The 20,756-nt window shown below is 64.0% G+C and carries 12 protein-coding genes; 4 read left to right on the top strand and 8 right to left on the bottom strand.

Annotation, left to right across the window (positions count from 1 at the left end; translation table 11 throughout):
* Positions 1-154 precede the first annotated feature (154 nt).
* The 3 genes from msrA (at position 155) to F3N42_RS13670 (ending at position 3,944) form a co-directional block, all read left to right on the top strand.
* Positions 155-658, top strand: a complete 504-nt coding sequence (gene msrA / locus F3N42_RS13680) for a peptide-methionine (S)-S-oxide reductase MsrA (RefSeq protein WP_150865048.1) — start codon at positions 155-157, stop codon at positions 656-658.
* 71 nt (positions 659-729) lie between these two features.
* Positions 730-3,387, top strand: coding sequence for a serine/threonine-protein kinase (locus F3N42_RS13675; RefSeq protein WP_150865047.1), 2,658 nt, complete (start codon positions 730-732; stop codon positions 3,385-3,387).
* On the top strand, positions 3,384-3,944 hold the full coding sequence (locus F3N42_RS13670) for an ECF-type sigma factor (RefSeq protein WP_191621438.1): 561 nt from the start codon (positions 3,384-3,386) through the stop codon (positions 3,942-3,944). Before F3N42_RS13675 ends, F3N42_RS13670 begins: the two co-directional genes overlap by 4 nt.
* A gap of 16 nt (positions 3,945-3,960) precedes the next feature.
* On the opposite strand, the gene F3N42_RS13665 is transcribed toward F3N42_RS13670, so the two are convergent.
* From F3N42_RS13665 to F3N42_RS13635, 7 genes are all read right to left on the bottom strand, one after another.
* Entirely contained in the window at positions 3,961-4,908 is a 948-nt protein-coding gene (locus F3N42_RS13665) for a hypothetical protein (RefSeq protein ID WP_150865045.1), read from the bottom strand.
* A 19-nt stretch (positions 4,909-4,927) separates the two neighbouring features.
* Entirely contained in the window at positions 4,928-6,550 is a 1,623-nt protein-coding gene (locus tag F3N42_RS13660) for a hypothetical protein (protein ID WP_150865044.1), read from the bottom strand.
* A 10-nt stretch (positions 6,551-6,560) separates the two neighbouring features.
* Entirely contained in the window at positions 6,561-8,567 is a 2,007-nt protein-coding gene (locus F3N42_RS13655; protein ID WP_150865043.1) for a hypothetical protein, read from the bottom strand.
* A 74-nt stretch (positions 8,568-8,641) separates the two neighbouring features.
* On the bottom strand, positions 8,642-9,778 hold the full coding sequence (locus tag F3N42_RS13650; RefSeq protein ID WP_191621437.1) for an exo-alpha-sialidase: 1,137 nt from the start codon (positions 9,776-9,778) through the stop codon (positions 8,642-8,644).
* 192 nt (positions 9,779-9,970) lie between these two features.
* Positions 9,971-12,235, bottom strand: a complete 2,265-nt coding sequence (locus F3N42_RS13645) for a S8 family serine peptidase (protein WP_150865041.1) — start codon at positions 12,233-12,235, stop codon at positions 9,971-9,973.
* A gap of 163 nt (positions 12,236-12,398) precedes the next feature.
* On the bottom strand, positions 12,399-13,568 hold the full coding sequence (locus tag F3N42_RS13640; protein ID WP_224784940.1) for a dipeptidase: 1,170 nt from the start codon (positions 13,566-13,568) through the stop codon (positions 12,399-12,401).
* Positions 13,565-14,884 carry an amidohydrolase family protein gene (locus F3N42_RS13635; protein ID WP_191621436.1) on the bottom strand — a complete coding sequence of 440 codons (1,320 nt, stop codon included), beginning with the start codon at positions 14,882-14,884 and terminating at the stop codon, positions 13,565-13,567. The genes F3N42_RS13640 and F3N42_RS13635 overlap by 4 nt, the downstream gene beginning before the upstream one ends.
* A 125-nt stretch (positions 14,885-15,009) precedes the next feature.
* On the opposite strand from F3N42_RS13635, the gene F3N42_RS13630 reads away from it, so the two are divergent.
* Positions 15,010-16,089, top strand: a complete 1,080-nt coding sequence (locus F3N42_RS13630; RefSeq protein ID WP_150865039.1) for a hypothetical protein — start codon at positions 15,010-15,012, stop codon at positions 16,087-16,089.
* A gap of 104 nt (positions 16,090-16,193) precedes the next feature.
* Here the strand turns inward: F3N42_RS13630 and F3N42_RS13625 are convergent, their stop codons facing one another.
* Positions 16,194-20,306 (bottom strand): beta strand repeat-containing protein, encoded by a 4,113-nt coding sequence (locus F3N42_RS13625; RefSeq protein ID WP_191621435.1) that lies wholly within the window; start codon positions 20,304-20,306, stop codon positions 16,194-16,196.
* Positions 20,307-20,756: the final 450 nt, after the last annotated feature.

Here is a 20,756-nt window from a genome sequence, read left to right as displayed (position 1 = left end):
GACGCGTGACGCGTGACGCGTGACGCGTGACGGACCAGGTTGGCTGCGACCACTCAAGCTTCAAGCCCCGCTGTAACTCACCCGACTTCCGCGCTAACATCCCCACAACTCAACTGTTTCGTCACGCGTCACGCGTCACGCGTCACCCAAGACCATGAAAGAAAAAGCGATACTTGCAGGTGGTTGCTTCTGGGGCATGGAAGACCTGTTCCGGCGCCAGCCAGGTGTGGTCTCCACGCGTTGTGGCTACACCGGCGGCCATGTTGAGAACGCGACGTACCGTAACCATGAAGGGCATGCCGAGGCCATCGAGGTGATCTTCGACCCGGAGCAGACCCGTTTTCGTGATCTGCTCGCGTTCTTTTTCCAGATACATGATCCGACCACGGTCGACCGCCAGGGCAACGACATTGGCAGCAGCTACCGCTCAGCCATTTATTACACGTCCGAAAACCAGAAACAGGTCGCCGAAGACACCATCGCCGATGTCGACACGTCCGGACTGTGGCCCGGCAAGGTCGTGACCCAGGTCGAACCGGCCGGGGACTTCTGGGAGGCCGAGCCGGAGCACCAGGATTACCTGGTCAAGAACCCCGGCGGCTACACCTGTCACTTCGCCCGTCCCGGGTGGGTCCTGCCGGAACGCGATTCCGACTGACCACCCACCACCCCGAAAATAGGTAGACTGGACGCAGCAAATGGGATGCGGCGTTCAGCCAAGGGGACAGGGTGGAGAACTGGGACAAACTCCAGGCATTGTTCGAGCAGGCCAGCCAGCTCGCGGGCGACGATCGCGTTCGCTTCCTTGACAAGGCCTGCGAGGGCAACACGGCGCTCCGGGACGAACTCGAAGAACTTCTGAAGGCTGACGCCGCAGATACGCTGTCACTGGGCGACACCCCCCTGCCCCTCGAATTCGACTCACAGCTGGAAGGCGAACACCTGGGGCCCTGGCACCTGGTCCGGCGGATTGGTGTGGGCGGCATGGGCACCGTGTTCCTGGCGCGCCGCGATGACGGTGTGTTCGATCGCGACGTGGCCGTCAAGGTGCTGCGCCGCGGCATGGACAGCCAGCGCGTCGTCCGCCGGTTCGAGGCCGAGCGGCAGATCCTGTCGCGCCTACAGCACCCGAACATCGCCGGCCTGATCGACGGTGGCGTCGCGCCGGATGGCCGGCCCTACTTCGTCATGGAGTACGTCGACGGCGTACCGCTGACCGACTACTGCGACCAGAACCGGCTGTCGATCAGCCAGCGACTGGCCCTGTTCCAGGTGGTCTGCCGCGCCATCGGTTACGCCCACCGCAACCTGGTCGTCCACCGTGACCTGAAGCCCTCGAACATCCTGGTCACGGCCGGGGGCGACGTGAAACTACTCGATTTCGGTATCGCCAAGGTGCTGGATGAGTCCGGCGCGGATGAGCGCACCCGCACCGGCATGCAGATGCTGACGCCGGCCTACGCCGCACCCGAGCAACTGATGAACCTGCCGGTCACCACGGCCACCGACATCTACGGCCTGGGCGTGGTGCTGTACGAGTTGTTGGCGGGGCGGCGCCCCTACGAGCCGGTCCGCACTCCCGCGGAGATGCGTGACCAGGTGCTGTCCGGCAACGCCCAGCGCCCCAGCACGGTGGTCACCGAGGCCGACCCGGAAACCCGAACCCTGCGTGCCAACGCCACCAGCACCGCGTCGGCGCAGCGCCTGCGACAGCAACTGAGCGGCGACCTGGACACCATCTGCCTGATGGCGATCCGACCCGAGCCGGAAAGCCGCTACGTGTCCGCCAACCAGTTTGCCGAGGATATCCAGCGGCACCTGTCCGGCGAACCGGTGATCGCGCGCAAGTCCAGCTTCGGCTACCGGGCGCGCAAGTTCCTGCGCCGCCACCGTGCCGCCGTGGCCGCCAGCGCGCTGGTGTTTATCGCCTTCCTGGCCGCCGTCTGGTACCACACGCAGCGGCTGTCCCAGGAACGTGACGCCGCGCTGCTGGAACAACAAAAGGTCACCGAGGTTGCCGGCTTCGTCACCAGCCTGTTCGACGAGGCCGACCCGGACAACGCCCGGGGCGAGGAAGTGACCGCTCGGCAACTGGTGGATGCTGGCCGTGAACGTGTCGAGAACGAGTTGGCCAACCAGCCGGAACTGCAGGCCACGATGAAGCGCGTGCTGGGCCTGGTCTACTACGCCCTGGGCGACGAGGCCGAGGCGGAACGCCTGCTACTTGAATCACGTGACAGCTTCAGCGCCCTGCTGGGCGAGGACCACCACGAGACCGTCACCACGCGGTTCGCGCTGGGCAACATCGCCCAGAACAAGGGTGAGTACGAAGCCGCCGACGCGGCCTTCCGCGAGGCCCTGGACACGCGCGAGGCGCGCCTGGGCCCGGACCATGACGATGTCATCGAGGCCGTGGCGGCACTGGCCTTCCTGGAGGAAACCCGCGGCAACTTCGAGGCGGCCGAGGCCCTGCACCTGCGCGTGTACGAGACCACCCTGGCCGGCTATCCAGGAGACACCCTGGAATCCGCCGACGCCACCTACCGCCTGGCCAAGTTCTACCGTACCCAGGACCGCCGCGAGGAAGCCGAGCCGATGCTGCGCGACGTCATCGCCATGGTCGACCGGCTGTACCCCGACGGCCATCCGCTGGCGGCCCAGTCGCGCCGTCACCTGGCCGGCCTGCTGCGTAACTCCGACCGCCTGGACGAGGCGGAACCGCTGTACCTGGAGGTGCTCGACATGCAGGAACGCATGCTGGGCCCGGAGCACTACGAAGTTGCCGTGGCCTGGAACAGTTATAGCCAACTGCTCTCCAGGCAGGGCCGCGACGACGAGGCGCTGGGGGCCAATTTCCATTTCGTCGACATCATCGAGCGCAACTACGAGATGCACCCCAGCCTGGGCGCGGCCTACAACAACCGCGCCTTCATGCTGCTGGATGTCGACCGCCTGGACGAGGCATTGGAGAACTTCAAAAAGTCGCTGGCCATGCAGGACGCCGTCGACCTGCCGCCGCGCCACTTTAACCGCACCTTTCCGACCAGTGGCATCGCCCTGGTCCACCTGTTGCGGGAAGAATATCAATCGGCCGCGGACATCTGGCGCGACATGCTCGCCATTCGCCTGGAGGTCCTTGACGAAGACCATCGCCTGGTCTCGGAGATGCGCAGTGACCTGGCCGCGGCGCTGATGGGGCTGGGCGAATATGACGAGGCTGAATCGTTGCTGCTGCAGGCGCACGAAAACCTGGCGGCGCGCGAAGTGCCCGGTCACCGACGCCTTGTTCAGGCCAGGGAACGCCTGGTGGAACTTTACACCGCCACGGGCCGGCCGGAGATGGCCGAAGCCTATCGGGACCCTGCACCGGCGGAAGCCGAGGCGTGAGCGCTGACGGCGATATCACCGGCCTGCTGCATCGCTGGCGTGACGGCGATGAGGCGGCCATGAATGAGCTGTCGCCGCTGGTCCATGACCGCCTGCAACAACTGGCGCATTCAGCCTTTCGCAACGAGTATGCGGCGCAGACCCTTCAACCTACCGCGGTCGTCAACGAGGCCTGGTTACAGCTGGCCGGCGCGCAACCGGCGGTCGAGAACCGCGGTCATTTCTATGCGCTTGCCGCCAGGATGATGCGACGTATCCTGGTGAATCATGCCCACGCCCGGAACGCCCAGAAGCGCGGCGGTGACCAGCTACGGGTCACGCTGGACCTGGCCGCCGTCAACGAGGACACGCAGGACAGTGATGTCCTGGAACTGCATGAAGCGCTGGACGCGCTGGCAACCCACGATTCGCACTTGGAAGAACTGCTGGAACTACACTATTTCGGCGGGTTCACCGCCGCCGAAATCGCGGAGGCGCTGGACGTGTCCGAGTCGACCGCCAAGCGGCAGATGCGATTTGCCCGGGCCTGGGTCAGGCGGTACCTGGATACCGCCTGACCGGCGCAAAGCCACCCTATTCCAGGCAGGGCAAGCCCCAGGTCGGCGCGATGCGCTGGATCGGCATGCTGCCGGTTCCAAACAATACTTCGTCACTGCGCCAGGTGAACACGCCATGTGAGCAACTCTCAAACTGGATATCGCCGCGTCCCCAGGGTACCTGGGTCGTCTGGTCGGCATCGTACTCAGGGGGAAAAAGTCCGCCTTCGATGGTGAACATGTCACTGAAAATCAGCCGATCCTCGTACGCATAGCCCAGCCCGCAGATCCAGGCGGGAGCACCTTCGTTGTCGAACGCGTACCAACACATCCACACGGTAACGGAATCGATCATGTTGATCATCAGACCATGCCCGGACTGGTCGGCGTTGAACCAGGCACCCGTCAGCGACGGGTCGACCAGGTACTGGTCGAAAGCGACTTCGTAGTAATAGGCGTCATCGAACCGTGCCTGTACGGGGGTCGTGCTGCTGTCCGCCACATAGACATAGAGGGACATCCGCACGCTCTGGATATCACTGCGAACCCGGATATTCAGGAACTGGTGCGACCACTCGCCGGGCGTGAACGACTTGTTGGCATACGACGTGAGCCTGGCCGTACCGGGCTCGCAATTCGGTGACGTGTACTGCACCAGCGCCATGTTGCCCCGCACGCCTTCGCGTTGCTCCGTATCCACCAGGGTCCATACGCCGGTTTCGATATCAGTACCGGCTTCAGATGGAATACAGACCGAAGGCCCACCGTTGACCGAGCGTGAATTGACCGGGTCAGTGACCTGGATGGCGCCCGAACCCGACGCGCCATTGCGATCGGCATCCACCCAGGCGACTTCCGCCGTCGATATCGTCCAACCGTCGTACCCGGTGTCGAAGCCCGGACTGGGCGCCAGGTTGTCCTGTGCCAGGACAGGGCCGGTCGTACACAAGAGCGCGACCGACAGCCAACCTCGAAAATTATTCATATCGTCTCCTCCCGTTCGTTCAGTCCAGCAGGTAAACCGGTTTCGTCCAGTCGCCGTTGTGGCCCTTGTCCGCCTCGCCCTCGATACGGAGGCCGTGGGTGGCCGGGTCATACTCCATGACAAACTCGTCGCTGCTGCGGTTGGGCTGCGACCAGCCGGTCTCGTCAAAGCTGTCCAGCCTGCGCCCGGCGGCATCGCGGCCCTCGCGGTTGCCGATGGCCATGCGGGTGACGCGTTCACCGGTACCCGGGTGTACGAACGAGAACCTCAGGTAGTCGATGTAGACTTCACTCTCGAAGATGCCGGCGCAGTTGCCGCCATCATTGTCTTCCTCCAGCCAGGTGCCGACATTCAGGCGCATGTGGTACGGCATGGCCGCCTCCACGGACGTCGTCCGCCAGGTGTCGTCGTTGGCCTTCGTCGCCTTGACCCTGAAGGAGCCGGTGCCGTTGCCCGCGCGGTCGGTGATGCCGAACAGCAGGTGATGGATGCAATCCTTGTCCGGGATGTTGAACTTGTAGCGCAGGGTGACATCCACTCGGATGCGCCGCTGGCTTTCACGACAGCTGCGCGGATCGCGCGGGCCGGAATTGCCGATGTAGTAGCGCTCGCCAACGTTACCGACATCCATCATGCGGAAGGCCTCGGCCTGGCATTCCGGGTGTCCCCAGAACCAGGGCACGGCCGTCCAGTTGCCCTTGGCGCATTCGCTGGCATTGCCCCAGGCCCAGGGGTCGCCGGTCAGGCAGTACGGCTTGTTGTCGGCCTTCGAGCCCTCGCCGTCGCGCCAGTCGTTACTGGACAGGCCGTCGGTGTAGTAGCCACCATAGTTATTGTGGTGGTCGATGCGGGAATTGAGGGCGTTGCCGCCGCTGGTGGTTCCATCCTTGATCCAGCCCGGGAAATGCCAGCGTTTGGGCGAGTTGACGCCGCTGAAGCCGGAGCCGGTATAGATTCTCACTTCGTCGTTACGAAAGGTGATGCCAACCAGGTTGCTGGACAGCTTTTTGATATAGCCCAGGTCACCCAGCTTTCCGGGGATGATGTCGGAACGGGCGGAAATATCCACCGCGGTCCGCCCCGCCTGGGCGAAGGCGAAGAACTGCACATCGCGGAATTCCGGCTCGTCGGCCACCAGGGCCACCGAGTGCGAGCCCTTGGAATGCCCGAACACGCGGATATCCCTGACGCCGTACTTGATCAAGCCGTTGAGCAGGTGAATCAGCGACTCGCGGGCGTCGATCACGCCCTGGTCGTACTTGGCCAGGTCCAGGTCGTGCAAGTCGTTGTCGACCTCGCGCGCATCTTCGTACTGCAACGACAGGTGTCCACGATTATTGTCCGTGTTGAAGATGTGGTTGAACTGCTTCCACGAACCGTATTCCTGGTTCGTGCCCGGCACGAAAATATCGATGGCCGAGCCGCAGTCATCCGGCAGGCCGGCCATCGCCTCGACATAGGCGCAGTTCTCGATGTCCTGGGCGTTCGAATGACTGGTGCAGATGTCCGGGTTGAGTTTGTCGACTTCGTCCTGGCTCAGGTTGATGATGAACGCGCCGACATGATCGCAATCGGCCAGCGCATGGAGTGGGGCCATCAGCGCGATGACCATGAGCATGCAGAATTTGCGGTGAACCGTCATGGTGATCCCCTTATCGAATGGCAATGCTGGGCAGGCGCCGCTCGGCCGCGCTTGCGCGCCCCAGCGAGATGTCCCCGGCGTGCCCCCCTTCCGGGTTGACGACGGCGGCGGCCAGGTCGAACTCGCCGTCACCGGGCAGGTAGCCCCAGGCCACGACGGCGCCCCCGTCGGGCAACAGGGCGATTGCTGGCCGGTCGTTGACTGACTGGCTCTCATCGCTGACCAACACTTCGTCGTAGAGGGCGTCGCCCCTGGACTCGAACGCGCGAACCTTGACGCTGTGCGCCTGGTCCACCCAGGCGACGGCAAAGCTGCGATCAGCGCCAATGGACACGGCCGGGTGGTACTGGCTGGCCGTAGCGACCTGGTTGACGGTCACCATCTTTGACCACGCCGATCCGCTGGCGCTGAAGCCACGGCCATGGATCTCGTAGTAGTGGTTCAAGTCGGCGTCATCGACCCAGGCGGCGGCGAAGTCGCCATTCGGCCCCACGGCCACGTCCGGCTGGAACTGTTGCCCGGCATCCTCCAGGTTCAGTTCCCGCTGGCGGAACTTCTCCGTTCCATTGGCGTTGAAGCCACGGGCCGCCACCTGGTAGAGCTCGTTGGCGTTGGTGTCGTCCGCCCAGACCACGACAAAGCTGCCGTCATCGGCGATGCCCACGGCCGGGTCCATCTGGTGGCCGGCGGAGTCGTCGTTGACGACGATATCGGCGAACTTCTGCGTGCCGTTGGCGTGAAACCCTCGCGCCATGATGTCGCTGAAGAAGTTGTCGTTGGTGTCGTCTTCCCAGACGACGACGAAGTCGCCGTTCGGGGCGACGGCAATGTCCGGAAACCGTTGTTGCCCGGCCCCGGCGGTATTCACGGTGATGCGTGAGAAGCGCTCGTCGCCGTTCGGGTGGAAACCCCGCGCGTAGACCTGGTAGTAGCCGTTCTCGTCGTTGTCGTCTTCCCAGGTGATGACGTAGCTGCCGTCGGCCGCCAGCCCAACGGCCGCGTTGGCCTGCGGACCGGGCATCAGGTCGTTGGCTACCCGTTCGGTATCCGCGAGCCTGATCGGTGGCGCCATCATGACCTGCTCGTCGTCACTGCCGCCGTCGTCCAGCTGCCAGGCGGCGACGAACATCACATCGGACCCCATGGCGTATTCTTTGCTGTACTCGCCCACCACGTCGCCGTCCGACAGGCGTTCCAGCGTGAACTGCCGGTAGAACGTGCCGAAGGGCCATTGCGGGTACGAGAGGTCGAGTTCTGCCTGATCGTTGCCGCCGCCGGGGTTGGAACCCTGGGCCCAGTCCAGTGCCAGCGTGCCGGCGGGGAACGGATCGATGGGCACCGGCGTGCAGGTGCGGCAGTAGCCGGTGAAATGGGTGAGTGCGACCGCGGTGGCATCCTGCGGGGCCACACCCAGCGCCCAGCGCGGGTTGCCGTTGGCGTCGTAGTAGTACGCCAGCGCCGACACGGTGTCGTCCATGTGGCTCATCGTGAAGCCGTAACCGGAATCGCCCTGGCCGCCATACCAGACACCGCCGTAGTAGGTGCCGCGGGCCGCGCCGTCGTCGATCTTCAGCAGCTCCGTGCACCAGGTGCCACTGCTGTTGCCCACGCGCCAGTAGAAACTCGCCAACTGCTCCGCGTCACCGCGCCAGGTACCGTCGTCACAGGCTTCGCTGTTCTCGCCGTCGCTGAAATCCAGCCGGAACTCGCCATCGAACACGGTATCCGCCTGGGCTGCGGGTGACCGGCTCTCGTCATAGGTGTAGCGATTCAGGTCGCCGGCCAGCAGGCCGCCATCCATCTCCGCCAGGCCCAGGAACCATTCCGGGTCGCCGTTGGCGTCATAGGTGTAGAAATACAGCGACCAGAGGTCACCAAACTTGTGCAGCTCGAAGCCGTGGCCGTTGCGGGCACGGTCATAGCCCAGTCCCAGCCTGACCTCTTCGGCCAGTAACGACGCGGCCGGCAACGCCAGGCTGGTCGCCAGTAGCAGTCGCGCGATGGTGAACTTGCGCATGGTTCCCCCAAACAATCATGACGCCGTCGGCAGGCGTCTTCAGGGGTTAATGCAGGAAAACTTGGTGTAGAGGGTCAGTCGATGTCGACGATGCCAAGTTGCACGCCGTCCGCGCCAGTCCAGGCCAGCAGGATGCGGCCGCCATCCAGCGCCGCGATGCGGGGAAACCCGCTGCCACGACCGGCATCGAGTTCGACCAGGCTGCCCCGTTCCACGAGCCTGCCGTCGAGGTCGAACTTTGCCAGGTTAACGTTTGCGCCGGATCCGTTTTCGGCCATCCAGACCAGGATAAATCCAGACTCCGCCCAGGCCAGGTCGACACGGCCCATGGCGCTGCCGGTATCCAGCGCGACCGGTGTGCTGAAGCTGACGCCACTGTCGGTGGAGACGGCGACATTAACCCTGGGTGTCTCGTCGGCGGCCATTGTGAACCAGGCCACGACCAACTGGCGGCCGCGCGCCAGCACCGCGGGCCCATTCACCGGGCAGGCGGTGATGCGCCACTCGTCGGCGTGAACCCGGACCGGCTCACTCCAACCTGCAGGCCCGCGGCGCACCAGCATGATGTCGCGGATCTCGTCGTCACTTCGATCACGGTAGACCACGACCGGGCCATCCGCGGTCACCGCGGCCGCCGTGCCGCAGCAGTCACAGACCCGGTCGTCGAGTTGAGCGCCCTCGCTAATCGTGCCATCCGGGGCGATCAGGGCCGTTCTGAGCGTCATCGCACCGTGGCCGCCGTGGGCGTGACCCGTCGTAGGAGCATCCTCTGGCGCCGGCGCGGTTTCACGGCCATCGAGCCAGGCCAGCCCCACAGCCGACGGCGAGGCCGGGTAGCTGCTGACGAAACCATGTTCCGTGGGTGTGCCATCATCGTGGGGCGAAAACGGCACGCTCCAGGTCGCGCCCTGGTCGGCGCTGGTGGCCAGCATGACGTCGTAGGCATAGGTGCCCTGCCCCGAGCGCGCCAGCCAGTGCGCGAGCCAAGTGCCATCGGGCATGACCACCACGCCCGGCGTGTCGGCCCAGTTGGCGAAGAACCCTTCGCCCTGGTGGATCGTGTGGGCGGGGCCGGCCTGCCCTTCACTGAACAGCGCGTAGGCCAGGCGATGGCCCTTCTCGTGAGGCTCAAGCCAGCTGATGACAACCCGGTCGTCCTTGGTGGCGGCCAGTCGAGGCGCCAGGCTGTCGACTGAAGTGGGGGTGTCCACGGCAGTCAGTTCAAATGCGTCTGCGGATAGGCACATTGCCAGGCAAAGGAACGCCAGCGGCAACGTGTTGGGCCGGGTCAATTTCTTGATGGGATTCATTCGGGGAGCATCGCCAGCCCGCCCGAAAAAAGCAAGGCCCGGCAGGTTTACGCCTGCCGGGCCCTGGGTTTCACGCTGTCATCGTGGTGACGATCAGCTCTTTGCTTCATTACTCCAGTCAGACTCACCGGCACTGTTGACGGCCCGGACACGGTAAATCTTGTTGTCCGCAGGGCTGCCGTCAGACCAGCTGGTCGTGTTGGCACCAACGGTGGCCTGGGTCGCAAAGTTGCAGACCTTGTTGCGGCCCTTGCCGCTCTCAATACAGCTCTGGATCTCATAGCTGTCTTCGTTGCTGGCATTGTCGTTCCAGCCCAGCTCGACCGATATCACGGTCTTGTTGCGGCCCTTGCCCTGGGTAACCACGTCGAGAGTCAGGTTGGTGGGGGCTGCGGGCGGCGTCGGACCGCTGGGCTCCTCTTCGACCGTCACCGACTGGGTCACGGTATCGGTGGCGCCATCGTCATCGGTGACCGTCAGCTGGACCGAGTAGGTACCGGCTGCACCATAGGTGTGGCTCGGGTTTGCGGCGCCTGAGCTGCCGCCGTCACCAAAGGTCCAGCTGCGGCTGACAATGCTGCCATCGGAGTCGCTGCTGGCATCGGTGAAGTCACAGGCCAGGAAGGTGCAGGACGCGCTGAAGGCCGCTACCGGGTCCTCATTGGCCGGCGGCTCTTCGCTGACCGTGACGGACTTCGTGACCGTGTCGGTCGCGCCGTCATCGTCGGTAACCGTCAGCTGGACCGAGTAGGTGCCGGCTGCGCCATAGCTGTGACTCGGGTTGGTGGCGCTGGAACTGCCCCCGTCACCGAACGTCCAGGCGCGGCTGGCGATGGTGCCGTCCGAGTCGCTGCTGGAATCGTTGAAGTCGCAATCCAGGAAGCTACAGGCGAAGCTGAAGTTGGCGACCGGGTCCTCGTTGACCGGCGGCTCGGGGTCACCCAGCGCCAGCAACGTGGCTTCCGCATCGGCAATACCAGCGCCACAGCCGCCTGAACAGCTACCGGCCAGCGGCCGGGCGTTGTCCTGGATGGCCTGCGAAACCTCGGCCGGGGTCAGGGTCGGGGCGACTTCCAGCATCAGGGCCACCAGGCCGGAGATGTGCGGGGCCGACATCGACGTGCCCTGGTAGTAGTAGTAACCGTCGGTGGTCTGGGTGGTCGCACCGTCGTTCAGTGTCGAGGCGATGGCCACGCCGTCACGGTTGAAATCGCCGCCGGGGGCGGTGATTTCCACGGTGCTGCCATAGTTGGAGTAGCTGGCCCGGCTCTCACTCTGGTCGGACGCCGCCACGGTGATCACACCGTTACAGCTGGCCGGGCGGTAATTGGCCGCGTTGGCGTTGCTGTTGCCGGCGGACACCACCACGGAGGCGCCGTTGGCGATGGCCGTGTCGATGGCGCTCTGGTAGGTGCCGCTACAGCTGCCGCTGCCGCCCAGGCTCATGTTGATGACGCTGGCGGGCGTGGCGTTGGCCGGCACGCCGGAAACGCTACCGCCCGATGCCCAGATGATGGCGTCGGAAATGTCTGACAGCAAACCACCACAACGGCCCAGCACGCGTACGTGCTGAACCTGGGCGTCAAAGGCCACGCCGGCCACGCCCTGGTTGTTGTTGGTCACCGCCGCAATCGTGCCGGCCACGTGCGTGCCGTGCCAGGACGAATCGGTAATCGGCGAACCGAAGCCACATTCATTGGCCACCGGGTTCCAGTCACCCTCGTCGTTCGGGTCATTGTCACGGCCGTCACCATCGCGGGAGATGAAGGTATCACTGATGAAATCGTAGCCCGGCACCATGTTGCCCACCAGGTCCTCGTGGTTGGTCTGGCCGGTGTCCAGCACCGCCACCACCACGCCCGCGCCCGTGGCGATATCCCAGGCGCCCGGCAGGGCCATGCCGCCGGTGGCGTCATGGTAGTGCCACTGCGCGCCGTAGTACGTGTCGTTGGGTGTGAGCATTGGCCGCATCATGGCATCGGGTTCGATGAACTCGACATCGTTGCGGCGGGCGAAGGCGCGCATCAGCGCCTCGGTGGCTGCGGCCGGCAGCTTGCGATCGGTTTCGATGACATGTGAGCCCACCGCCAGCTGGCGGCGCATCTGCAGGCCAACGCCCTGGCCGCGAGCCACATTGTCCAGGCTCGCACGCACCTTTGCCGAATTACCACGGGTGTTTTCGTCGAACTTGACGATAAAGCGGTTGAACTGTGCGCTGGCAGTGACTGCCGACGCGTTGATCTTGCGGTCTTCCGGCGCTGCCTGCGCCGTGGTGATCATCATCGCAACGCCCAGCGCCGCGGCCAGTGTCTTGCCGGCCACTCGCGTGAACGTTAACTCCTTGATTTCATGAACCATGAGGCTCCTCCTCGCTCTCAGGTGATTATTGGATGAGGCGGGAAACCCGGCGAATTCTCCCTGGCCCGGTCGCCTGCTTCGCCCGGGCAATATAGACGAGAAACCCCGGTGGGCCAAATTTACTGCTTTTTCGATACTGCAAATCCTGCCGATGACACGGGTATCACTGCCCCCAGACGTCCTCCACCAGGCGCAGGAAATTCAGGCCGAGCACCTTTTCGATCACACGGGATGACAGGCCAGCGTCCGCCATCAGGGTGGCCAGTTTGCGGAACTGGTCCGGCCCCTGCAGGTCCGGAATGAAGGGCACCACGCCGGGCTTTTCTCCCCTCGCACCGATACCCGCCGCCTTGCGCCGGGCAATCTCGTCGTCGATCAACTTGTGATAGGCCGGCATGTCATCGATCTGCGTGGTACCCCCATCGGTACCGATGCCCACATGGTCCTCGCCACAGACGTTGATGGCATGGACGATATGCCGGACCACGTCGACCGCACCGGGAAAGCTGTCTTCGGCCAGGAACGGCATGAAATAAATCCCCACCACACCGCCACCCTGGGCAACGCCACGAAGTTCCTGGTCGGTCTTGTTGCGCGGCAGGTCGGCGAGCGCGCGACAACCCGTGTGGCTGATGCAGATTGGCGCGGTCGACGCGGCGATCGCATCCAGGCAGGTGGCTTCGCCGCTGTGGCCCAGGTCCACCAGCACACGGTTGGCGTTCAGTTCGGCAACGACATCGTGACCGAACGGCGTGAGCCCCGTGTTTTCGGGCACCATAGAGCCCGCACCCACCGCGTTGGCGCCGTTGTAAGTCAGCTGCACGACCCGCGTACCCAGCCCCGCGAAGGTCGCCACACGGCCCGCGTCGGTACCCAGCATCTCGGTGTTCTGGAAGCCATAAATCACGCCCGTTCGGCCACTCTCCTTCGCAGTGCGGATGTCACTGGCTGACCGGACCTTCAGCAACTGGTCCGGGTGGGCCTGGATGTTGCGGTTCCAGCGCGCAATCTCGGCCACCGAGTACTCGAAGGGGTCCTCGTCACCGAACACGTAGCCCAGGGTGATATTGACCGCGGTCGTGCCGGAGGAACGCAGGTCGGCCAGCGCGCGGGCATCCAGGCGAGTGCCGCTGCGGCCGACCGCCGCTTCGCCCTCCTGCGCCAGCAGCCGGAGGTTGGGGTTGCTGATCCCGCCCAGGGCGTTGAACACCATGGGCAGAACGTCGTTTACACCCGGGTCCGCCAGCGCCGTCATCGGTGCCAGCCCGTAGCCGAGTGCGACGGGCAGTGCGGCCGAGCCGGCAAGCCATTGCCTGCGTGTCAGTGCGTTCATGGTTGCTCCTGGTCGAGTTCGAGGTATTCAGATCTTGGATAGCGGCGGCCGTGCTTGACCGTCATCTCGATGCTGTCAATATGGGTGATATCGTCGAGTGGGTTCTTGCCCAGCAGCACAAAATCGGCCCGCTTGCCCGGCTCCAGCGTGCCCGTCACGCCGTCGATGCCCAGTACACGGGCGCCAACCTGCGTGGCCGCCTGGATCAGCGCCAGTGGCGTCATGCCCGCTTCGCCGGCTAGTGCACGCAGTTCATCATGGAGGGCCGGCCATTCGTCCTCCGGAGGATTGACGAAATCCGAGCCGGTCGACACCGTCACGCCATGCGACACGGCCTGGGCCACCAGCGCCGCGGCAAACCGCGGGGGACAGCCGTCGAATGGCTTGGCGGCATCGGCCTGGTTGTCGCGGTACCGGGCCTCGATACGACCGTACAGGCCCAACGTCGCATCAAGGACCGTACCCTGCTCGCGCATGGCATCGAAAACGGCCAGGATCCGGGGGTCGGCGGGGTCGGTGCCCGCGTAGTCCGGGATGCTGTCGTGGTGGTAGGTCTCAGGGACGGCTGCCGTGGTTTCGAACACAAGCCGGCAGACATGGGAAATAACATCGACACCGGCATCCACCACCTCCGCCGGTGACGCCGGAAACACGGTCGAGTGCGCCCACACCGAAATACCCTGCCGGTGCGCCTCGGCAGTGATCGCCGCGACCCGTTCAGCGGGCAGGTTGGCGTAGACCTTGATGCCCGTGGCCCAGGTGCCGCGGGCCATGGCCACGGCGAGCGGCATGTCTGTCTCGGCATCGATCGTCTGCATCCATGGCACCTGGCCCGCGACTGCGCCGCGCGCCGAGGATGCCGGGCGTGGGTCCTGGAAGAAGCTCTCCCCTGCCATCAGGGCCGAGTAGTACACATCCGGGCCGGTCATCCGATCCAGGCGTGTGTCCCGGGCGATGCCCGCCAGTACCCGGACGTCACCGGCCATGTCCCTGGCTGCAGTGATGCCGCCGTAGAGCTGCCGCCGTAACGCCGCCGCTGCGTCGTCCTGTTCCGGCACCGTGGCCAGGTGGACGTGGGTATCGACCAGGCCGGGTATGGCGTAACGCCCTTCGGCGTCGTACACCTCGATACCTGGGTCGACCGGGGGCACCCACTCCGCCATTGGCAGCAGGTCCGTCATCCTGCCAGCCTCGACGCGCAGGGCCATGTCTTCCCGCAAGGGCGCGCCGGTGCCATCAATCACATCCAGGTTGATGTACCAGGTGACCGACTCTTGCGCGAGCACCTTCGCGTTGACGGCCAGGCAGCCCACCACGGCCAGGGCCCAGGCCCATTTGCGGGAACGGCGTCCCGGGGGAAATGAAGTATCCAGCGCTGGTTCTCCGGCGAGTGGCGAACAAAAGGGAAATGGCATCCTAACCCATGCGCTAAACTCGGCGCATGACCCTGTTCAAACCGTGCCTGCTCCCGGCGGCCATCGCCCTGTATGCCCAGTGCGCGGCCGGCAACGATGCCCATTGGCAGAACCCCGCCGACCGCTACGCCGACGCCTGGACCCGGTACCAGCAGGCCGAATGCCCGCTGCCGGACGACGGCATCCGCCATTTCGTCTATTTCGCGCGCGACCGTGACAGCCTGCGGGGCCACCCGCTGCTGCAGCACCCGCGCTTCGCCGGCGCCCAGGTCATGTACCTGTGGCGCGACCTGGAGCCAGAGCGCGACCAGTACGATTTCAGTCGCATCCATGCAGATATTGACTACCTGGCGAGCCATGGAAAATCCCTGTGGATCCAACTTCAGGACGCGACATTCTTTGACCCATACCAGCCCGCGCCCGACTACCTGCTCAGCGACGAGTTCGCCGGTGGTGCGGTGCCACAGTACACCGATGAAGGGGATACCGAGGGCTGGGTCGTCAAGCGCTGGAACCCGGCCGTCCAGGCCCGTTTTGCGGCCCTGCTGGAAGCCCTGGCGGGGGCCTTCGACGGGACTATCGCCGGCATCAACCTGCAGGAGTCCGCCATCGGTGTCAGCCAGGTCTCATCCGGCGATTTCACGCCCGAGGCCTACGCCCAGGCGCTGAAGACCAATATGTCGGCACTGGGTTCCGCCTTTGATGTCTCCATGACCATGCAATACGCCAACTTCATGCCCGGTGAATGGCTACCGTGGGAGGACGAGGGCTACCTGGAATCCATCTACGAACACGGCCAGGCCATCGGCGTCGGCCTGGGCGCACCGGACCTGATGGTGACGCGGCGGGGCCAGCTCAACCATGCACTCGCAATGATGCACGAGGATGAATACAGCGTGCCGCTGGGCATCGCCGTGCAGGACGGCAACTATGCCGGCGTGACCGGGCGCGAAGTCGCCGCAAATGAACCCGCCGGCAGCCTGGTGCCGCTACTGCACGCCTTCGCCGCCGACTTCCTTAACGTCGACATCATGTTCTGGGTCAACCAGCCCCCCTACTTCGAACGCGACGTGCTGCCCTGCTTCGGCAGCAAACCCCAGCCATAAAAAAACCGGCGCATCGGCGCCGGTTCTCTTTCTGATCAAAGTAGCCTGTCAGGCTGGAGAAACGAGCCGGACCCTTGCGGGCCCGGCCCTCTCATCCCCTTGCGTTACAGGCGGCCTCGCTGCGTGTACCAGGCCACACCCAGGACCGACAGCAGCATCAGCAGCAGGGCCAGCGGCTGGTCGACCGGGACCGGTACTGCCGGACGCGCCGGCGGCGGCGGCGGTGCCGGCGGCGGCGGCTCGGCCGCACAGAACGGCGTGGCCGGCGGGTAGCTCACGATCGCGTCGACCGTCGGGTTGACCTCGAACTCGACGCGCATGGTCGGACGCAGGCCGTCATCGATCTGTACCCACACACCGTTCACCAACTCCCATCCAGGCCAGTCGATAGCGATGTCATTCTGGTCAACGACGGTACCGGGCCACAGCAGGCGGCCGCTGAGCGGCTGGCCGGTCAGTTCTTCGACCAGCTCGTTGCTGCCGTCTTCCTTGTACCAGCGGATCGTGACCGGGTTCGCACCAGGCTCGAAGTTCTCGGCACCCAGGGCGTAATCAACCCAGGGGGTATCCGAGATGCACTGCTCGGTGAGCACCGTGGCGGTCAACGTCGGCTCAGAGTTCTCGAAGGTACACACTACCGTCTCGTTGTTACCCAGCGTGATGCTGGCCGGATCGTCGCCGTTGTCACAGGTGGCGCTGTCCAGGTTCCAGCCTTCCGGCACCGTTTCCGCGATGTCGTAGTCGCCCGCGACAATGTTCGGGAACACCTGGCTACCCGCGCCATCCGTCGTGGTGATTTCGAAATCACCCAGGGTTGCGCTGGTGAACTGGAAGGCCTGGTCGGTACCGTTGGCCACCTTGACCACGGACAGGCTACCGCGTTCGACCGTCGCGTTGGCATCGGCCTGGTTCGATTGGGTGTCACTGTCACCGTTGGCTCGGGCCACGTTCAGCACGTTGCCGTCATCAATATGTGACTGCTCGACGGTCAGGCTGCCGGTGCAGTTCATGGACTCGGTGGGTGCCAACTCGGTCAGCGGGCACGTCGCATCCGTGATCAAGGGATCGTCGATGCTGATGCCCGTCACCGTGGTGTTACCCGTGTTGGTCACCACGAAGGTGTACGCCAGCACGTCTCCAACCTGGGAGTACGTTGTCGGCATGACCGTCTTGTCCAGGGACATGCTTCGGTTCTGGACGGCGGTGACCGTGAAGGTCGAGGCATTGGAGCTGACACCGTCGATGGTCGCCGTGGCCTGGTTGATGATCGAGCCGTTGTCGATATCTTCCTGGGTCACGGTATCCGTCGCCTGGCAGACCACGGACGCACCCGGAGCGAACTCCATCACGTCGGGGCAGGTCACCATGGCGATCTGGTCATCGACGACAACCAGCGGGCCGTTCAGGGTCACGTTGCCCGTGTTGGTGACGGTGTAGTCGTAGGTGATGATGTCACCCACCGCCGAGTACGTGGTCGGTGCACCGATCTTGTCCAGGCTGATGGTGCGGCGCTGGACGGCGTTGACGGTGACCGTGTCCTCGTTGGAAAGCACTTCGCCTTCCTGGCCATCACCCAGGCCTGACGCCTGTGCAATGTTGGTGATTGAGCCATCATCGAGATGCATCTGATCAATCGTCTCCGTGGCCTCACAGGTCATGGAGGCACCAGCGCCCAGCGTACCCATCGGGCAGGAAATGGCGCCCAGCTGGTCATCATTCAGCGAGATGTTGCTGATCGGCGCGTTGCCCTGGTTCGTGACCAGGTAGCTGTAGGTGATCACGTTGCCCACGGCGTTGTAGGTTGCCACGTCGGCAGACTTGTCGAGCACCAACTCCAGGTTCTGGATGTTGTTGATCGTCGCCTGCGAGTTGTTCGACATGGTCTGGCCCGCGCTTGCATTTGCGACATTGGTGATGGAGTCCACACCCAGGTCGGCATCGCTGATGGTTCGCGTCGCAGTACAGCTGATCGCTTCACCCGGATCCAGGTTGCCATCGTTATTGCCCACCGTGCTGACATCGGGGCAGGTCGGCGCCGGCTGGTTGCCCGCCGTCTGGTCATCCGAAACAGTGATCGGACCCGGCAGCGACACGTTGCCGTCATTCTGCACCTGGTAGGTGTAGACAATCTGGTCGCCGTTTGCCGCGTACGTGGTCGGGTTGGCCGACTTGGACAGCGCCAGTGAAGCATTCTGGTTGGCCGTGACGGTGGCCTGGGCCTGGCCCGAGTTCACGCCATCGGCGGCTGCCGTTGCCACGTTGGTGACCGAACCGGCATTGATGTCCGCCTGGTCGATCGTCCGCGAAGCGGTACAGACCACGGATTCACCCGGATCCAGGTTGGCGTCGTTGTTACCCACGGTCGTGACGGCCGGGCAGGTGACCGTTTCCTGGTCATCATTAACCGTCACCGGACCAGCCAGGGAAACGTTACCCGTGTTGGTTACCGTAAAGCTGTAGCTGATGATGTCACCGACCATGTTGTACTGGGTCGGGTTGGCCATCTTCTGCAGGCCCAGGGTGCGGGACTGCTGTGCGTCGATGGTGGCGAAGTCCTGGTTGGAGTCCGTTCCACCGGCGCTGGCCGTGGCCAGGTTAAGAATCTGGCCGGCGTTCAGGTCGGCCTGCGTAATCGTTCGCGTGGTGGAGCACTGGATGGTTTCCTGCGGATCCAGGTTGCCATCGTTGTTGCCCACGGTCGTCACGGCCGGGCAAACCGGCGCCGGCTGGTTGGCGGCGGTCTGGTTATCGACCACGGTCACCGGGCCCGGCAGGCTGACATTACCGGTGTTGGTGACGTCATAGGTGTAGGTAATCACCTCGCCGACGAAGCTGTAGGAGTCGGTGGACACCAGCGCCTCGTTCAACGCGGCCTTGCGCAGCAGCAACGACGGGTTCTGGATGGCCGCCACCGAGGCGCCATCGCTATCCATTGCCGTGCCACCCGGGTAGCTGCCGGACACCGTGGCCGTATTGACCAGGTTGCCACCGGCATTCATGTCGTCCTGGGAGAACACGTAGGTGGCCGTACAGGCGACACTCTCGCCCGGGTCCAGCGTGCCCGCGCCATTGGTGAACGGCGCGTTGTTGATGCTGGTGTTGCCACAGCTGATCGGGCCCAGGTTGGGCAGCGGGTCGGTCACGCCAACGTTGGTCAACTGCACGGGACCGTCGTTCGTCAGGGTGAAGGTGTAGGTCACCGGGGTATCGGCCGCGTTAACGGACGTCGGCGATGCGGTCTTGTTGATGTCAACGGAGCCCTGCACCGTGTTAACGAAGGTACAGGTCACATCATCACCCGGGTTCAGGGTAATGCCATTGCGCGGGTCACCCTTGCCACTGTCACAGGTCGCGCTGTCCAGCACGATGCCGTTCGGCAGGATGACGGTGTTCTCGGTAATCTGCACGCCGGTGCCGCCATCCGGCACGGCCAGCGTGAAGGACTGCTCATCGGTGTTGCCACCGGTGGGCGTCAGAATGAAAGAAGCCGTGCCGTCAATCGACGGGGACAGGTTAAAGGTGAAGTCCTGTCCGCCCGGCGTGTACTGCTTGACGATGGTCAGGCTGGCATTACGCACTTCCACCGGCACATTGACCGTACCGAAACGGCACTTGGGGTTGTTCGAGTTGGGGATCAGACTGAAACCGGTATCCGGATGCGGCGTCAGCGGATCCGCACCGGGGTCGCCACAGTTGGCCTGCCCCGAGTTGTTCTGCCAGGTGATCAGGCCTTGCAGATCGAGCTGGCCATCGTTGTCGGAGTCCGCGCAGGTCACCGTGATGGGTCCAACGATCTGGTCAATGGGCGTGTTGGCGTTGGCCGAGTCGTTACATGCGTCTGCGCCGTTTTCCAGGTCGATAAACCCGGCATTGCCGACCTCAAATCCCGGCAATGTCGAGACGAAACAGGCTTCGCCGGTCGGTTGGTTGCTGCCATCCAATGGAACCGCAACCCTGGGGTCGTTGCCGGACTGACCGATCCAGACCAGGGCGTCATAACGGCTGCTACCGTTTTGCTCCAGCTGCATGGCCACGGTCACGGAAATGCTGTCGCCTTCCATGCACATGGTTTCACCACTGTCGACCGTGGTGGAGGCAATGCTGATGTCATTGGAGGTACAGCCAAAACTCGCGCCCGGGAAGTTACCCGGACAGACAAAGTTGTTTCGGCTGACAACCGGCAGAATCTGTGCCTGGGCAAGGCCAGACCAGGACATTGCAATGGCCAATGCCAGCAAGCCGGTTCGTTGGAATACAGTTAAAGACGGGCGCGTGCGCGCGACGGATTCACGGCCATTCTGGTGGGCCGCGTACTTCGACAGAAACCGCATGAGGTCTCCCCTATTTATTTTCGGAAGCACGCGGCGTCCCGCCGTGTACCTCCTGTCGTTGTCGCCGACCGTCCCTGTCGGCCCCTGAAAACAGCCACTTGGATCAAGGTGCGTACTCGATCCTAGACTGTTCCCCCGTTCAGAGTGTCATGGAAAAGATGCCATGAACCCGCAACATACTAAAACATGTTGATGCAAAAAGTACACAGCGGATGTACGACATCTTAACAAACGATGAACGCAACCCACACTGCCCGGTTACACCCTTATACGTAACGCGGCGGCGATTCGTATCAACGCCCCCCAATTCGAGCACATTCGGCTATAGCCAATTTG

Source organism: Marinihelvus fidelis (assembly GCF_008725655.1).
Taxonomy (GTDB): domain Bacteria; phylum Pseudomonadota; class Gammaproteobacteria; order Xanthomonadales; family SZUA-36; genus Marinihelvus; species Marinihelvus fidelis.
This window is presented reverse-complemented; position numbering and strand designations above follow the sequence as displayed.

Coding starts and splice junctions, on each gene's coding strand:
- F3N42_RS13625 (WP_191621435.1), bottom strand. CDS start 20,306: ATGTCCTGGTCTGGCCTTGCCCAGGCACAGATTCTGCCGGTTGTCAGC.
- F3N42_RS13660 (WP_150865044.1), bottom strand. CDS start 6,550: ATGACGGTTCACCGCAAATTCTGCATGCTCATGGTCATCGCGCTGATG.
- msrA (WP_150865048.1), top strand. CDS start 155: ATGAAAGAAAAAGCGATACTTGCAGGTGGTTGCTTCTGGGGCATGGAA.
- F3N42_RS13645 (WP_150865041.1), bottom strand. CDS start 12,235: ATGGTTCATGAAATCAAGGAGTTAACGTTCACGCGAGTGGCCGGCAAG.
- F3N42_RS13640 (WP_224784940.1), bottom strand. CDS start 13,568: ATGAACGCACTGACACGCAGGCAATGGCTTGCCGGCTCGGCCGCACTG.
- F3N42_RS13630 (WP_150865039.1), top strand. CDS start 15,010: ATGACCCTGTTCAAACCGTGCCTGCTCCCGGCGGCCATCGCCCTGTAT.
- F3N42_RS13665 (WP_150865045.1), bottom strand. CDS start 4,908: ATGAATAATTTTCGAGGTTGGCTGTCGGTCGCGCTCTTGTGTACGACC.
- F3N42_RS13655 (WP_150865043.1), bottom strand. CDS start 8,567: ATGCGCAAGTTCACCATCGCGCGACTGCTACTGGCGACCAGCCTGGCG.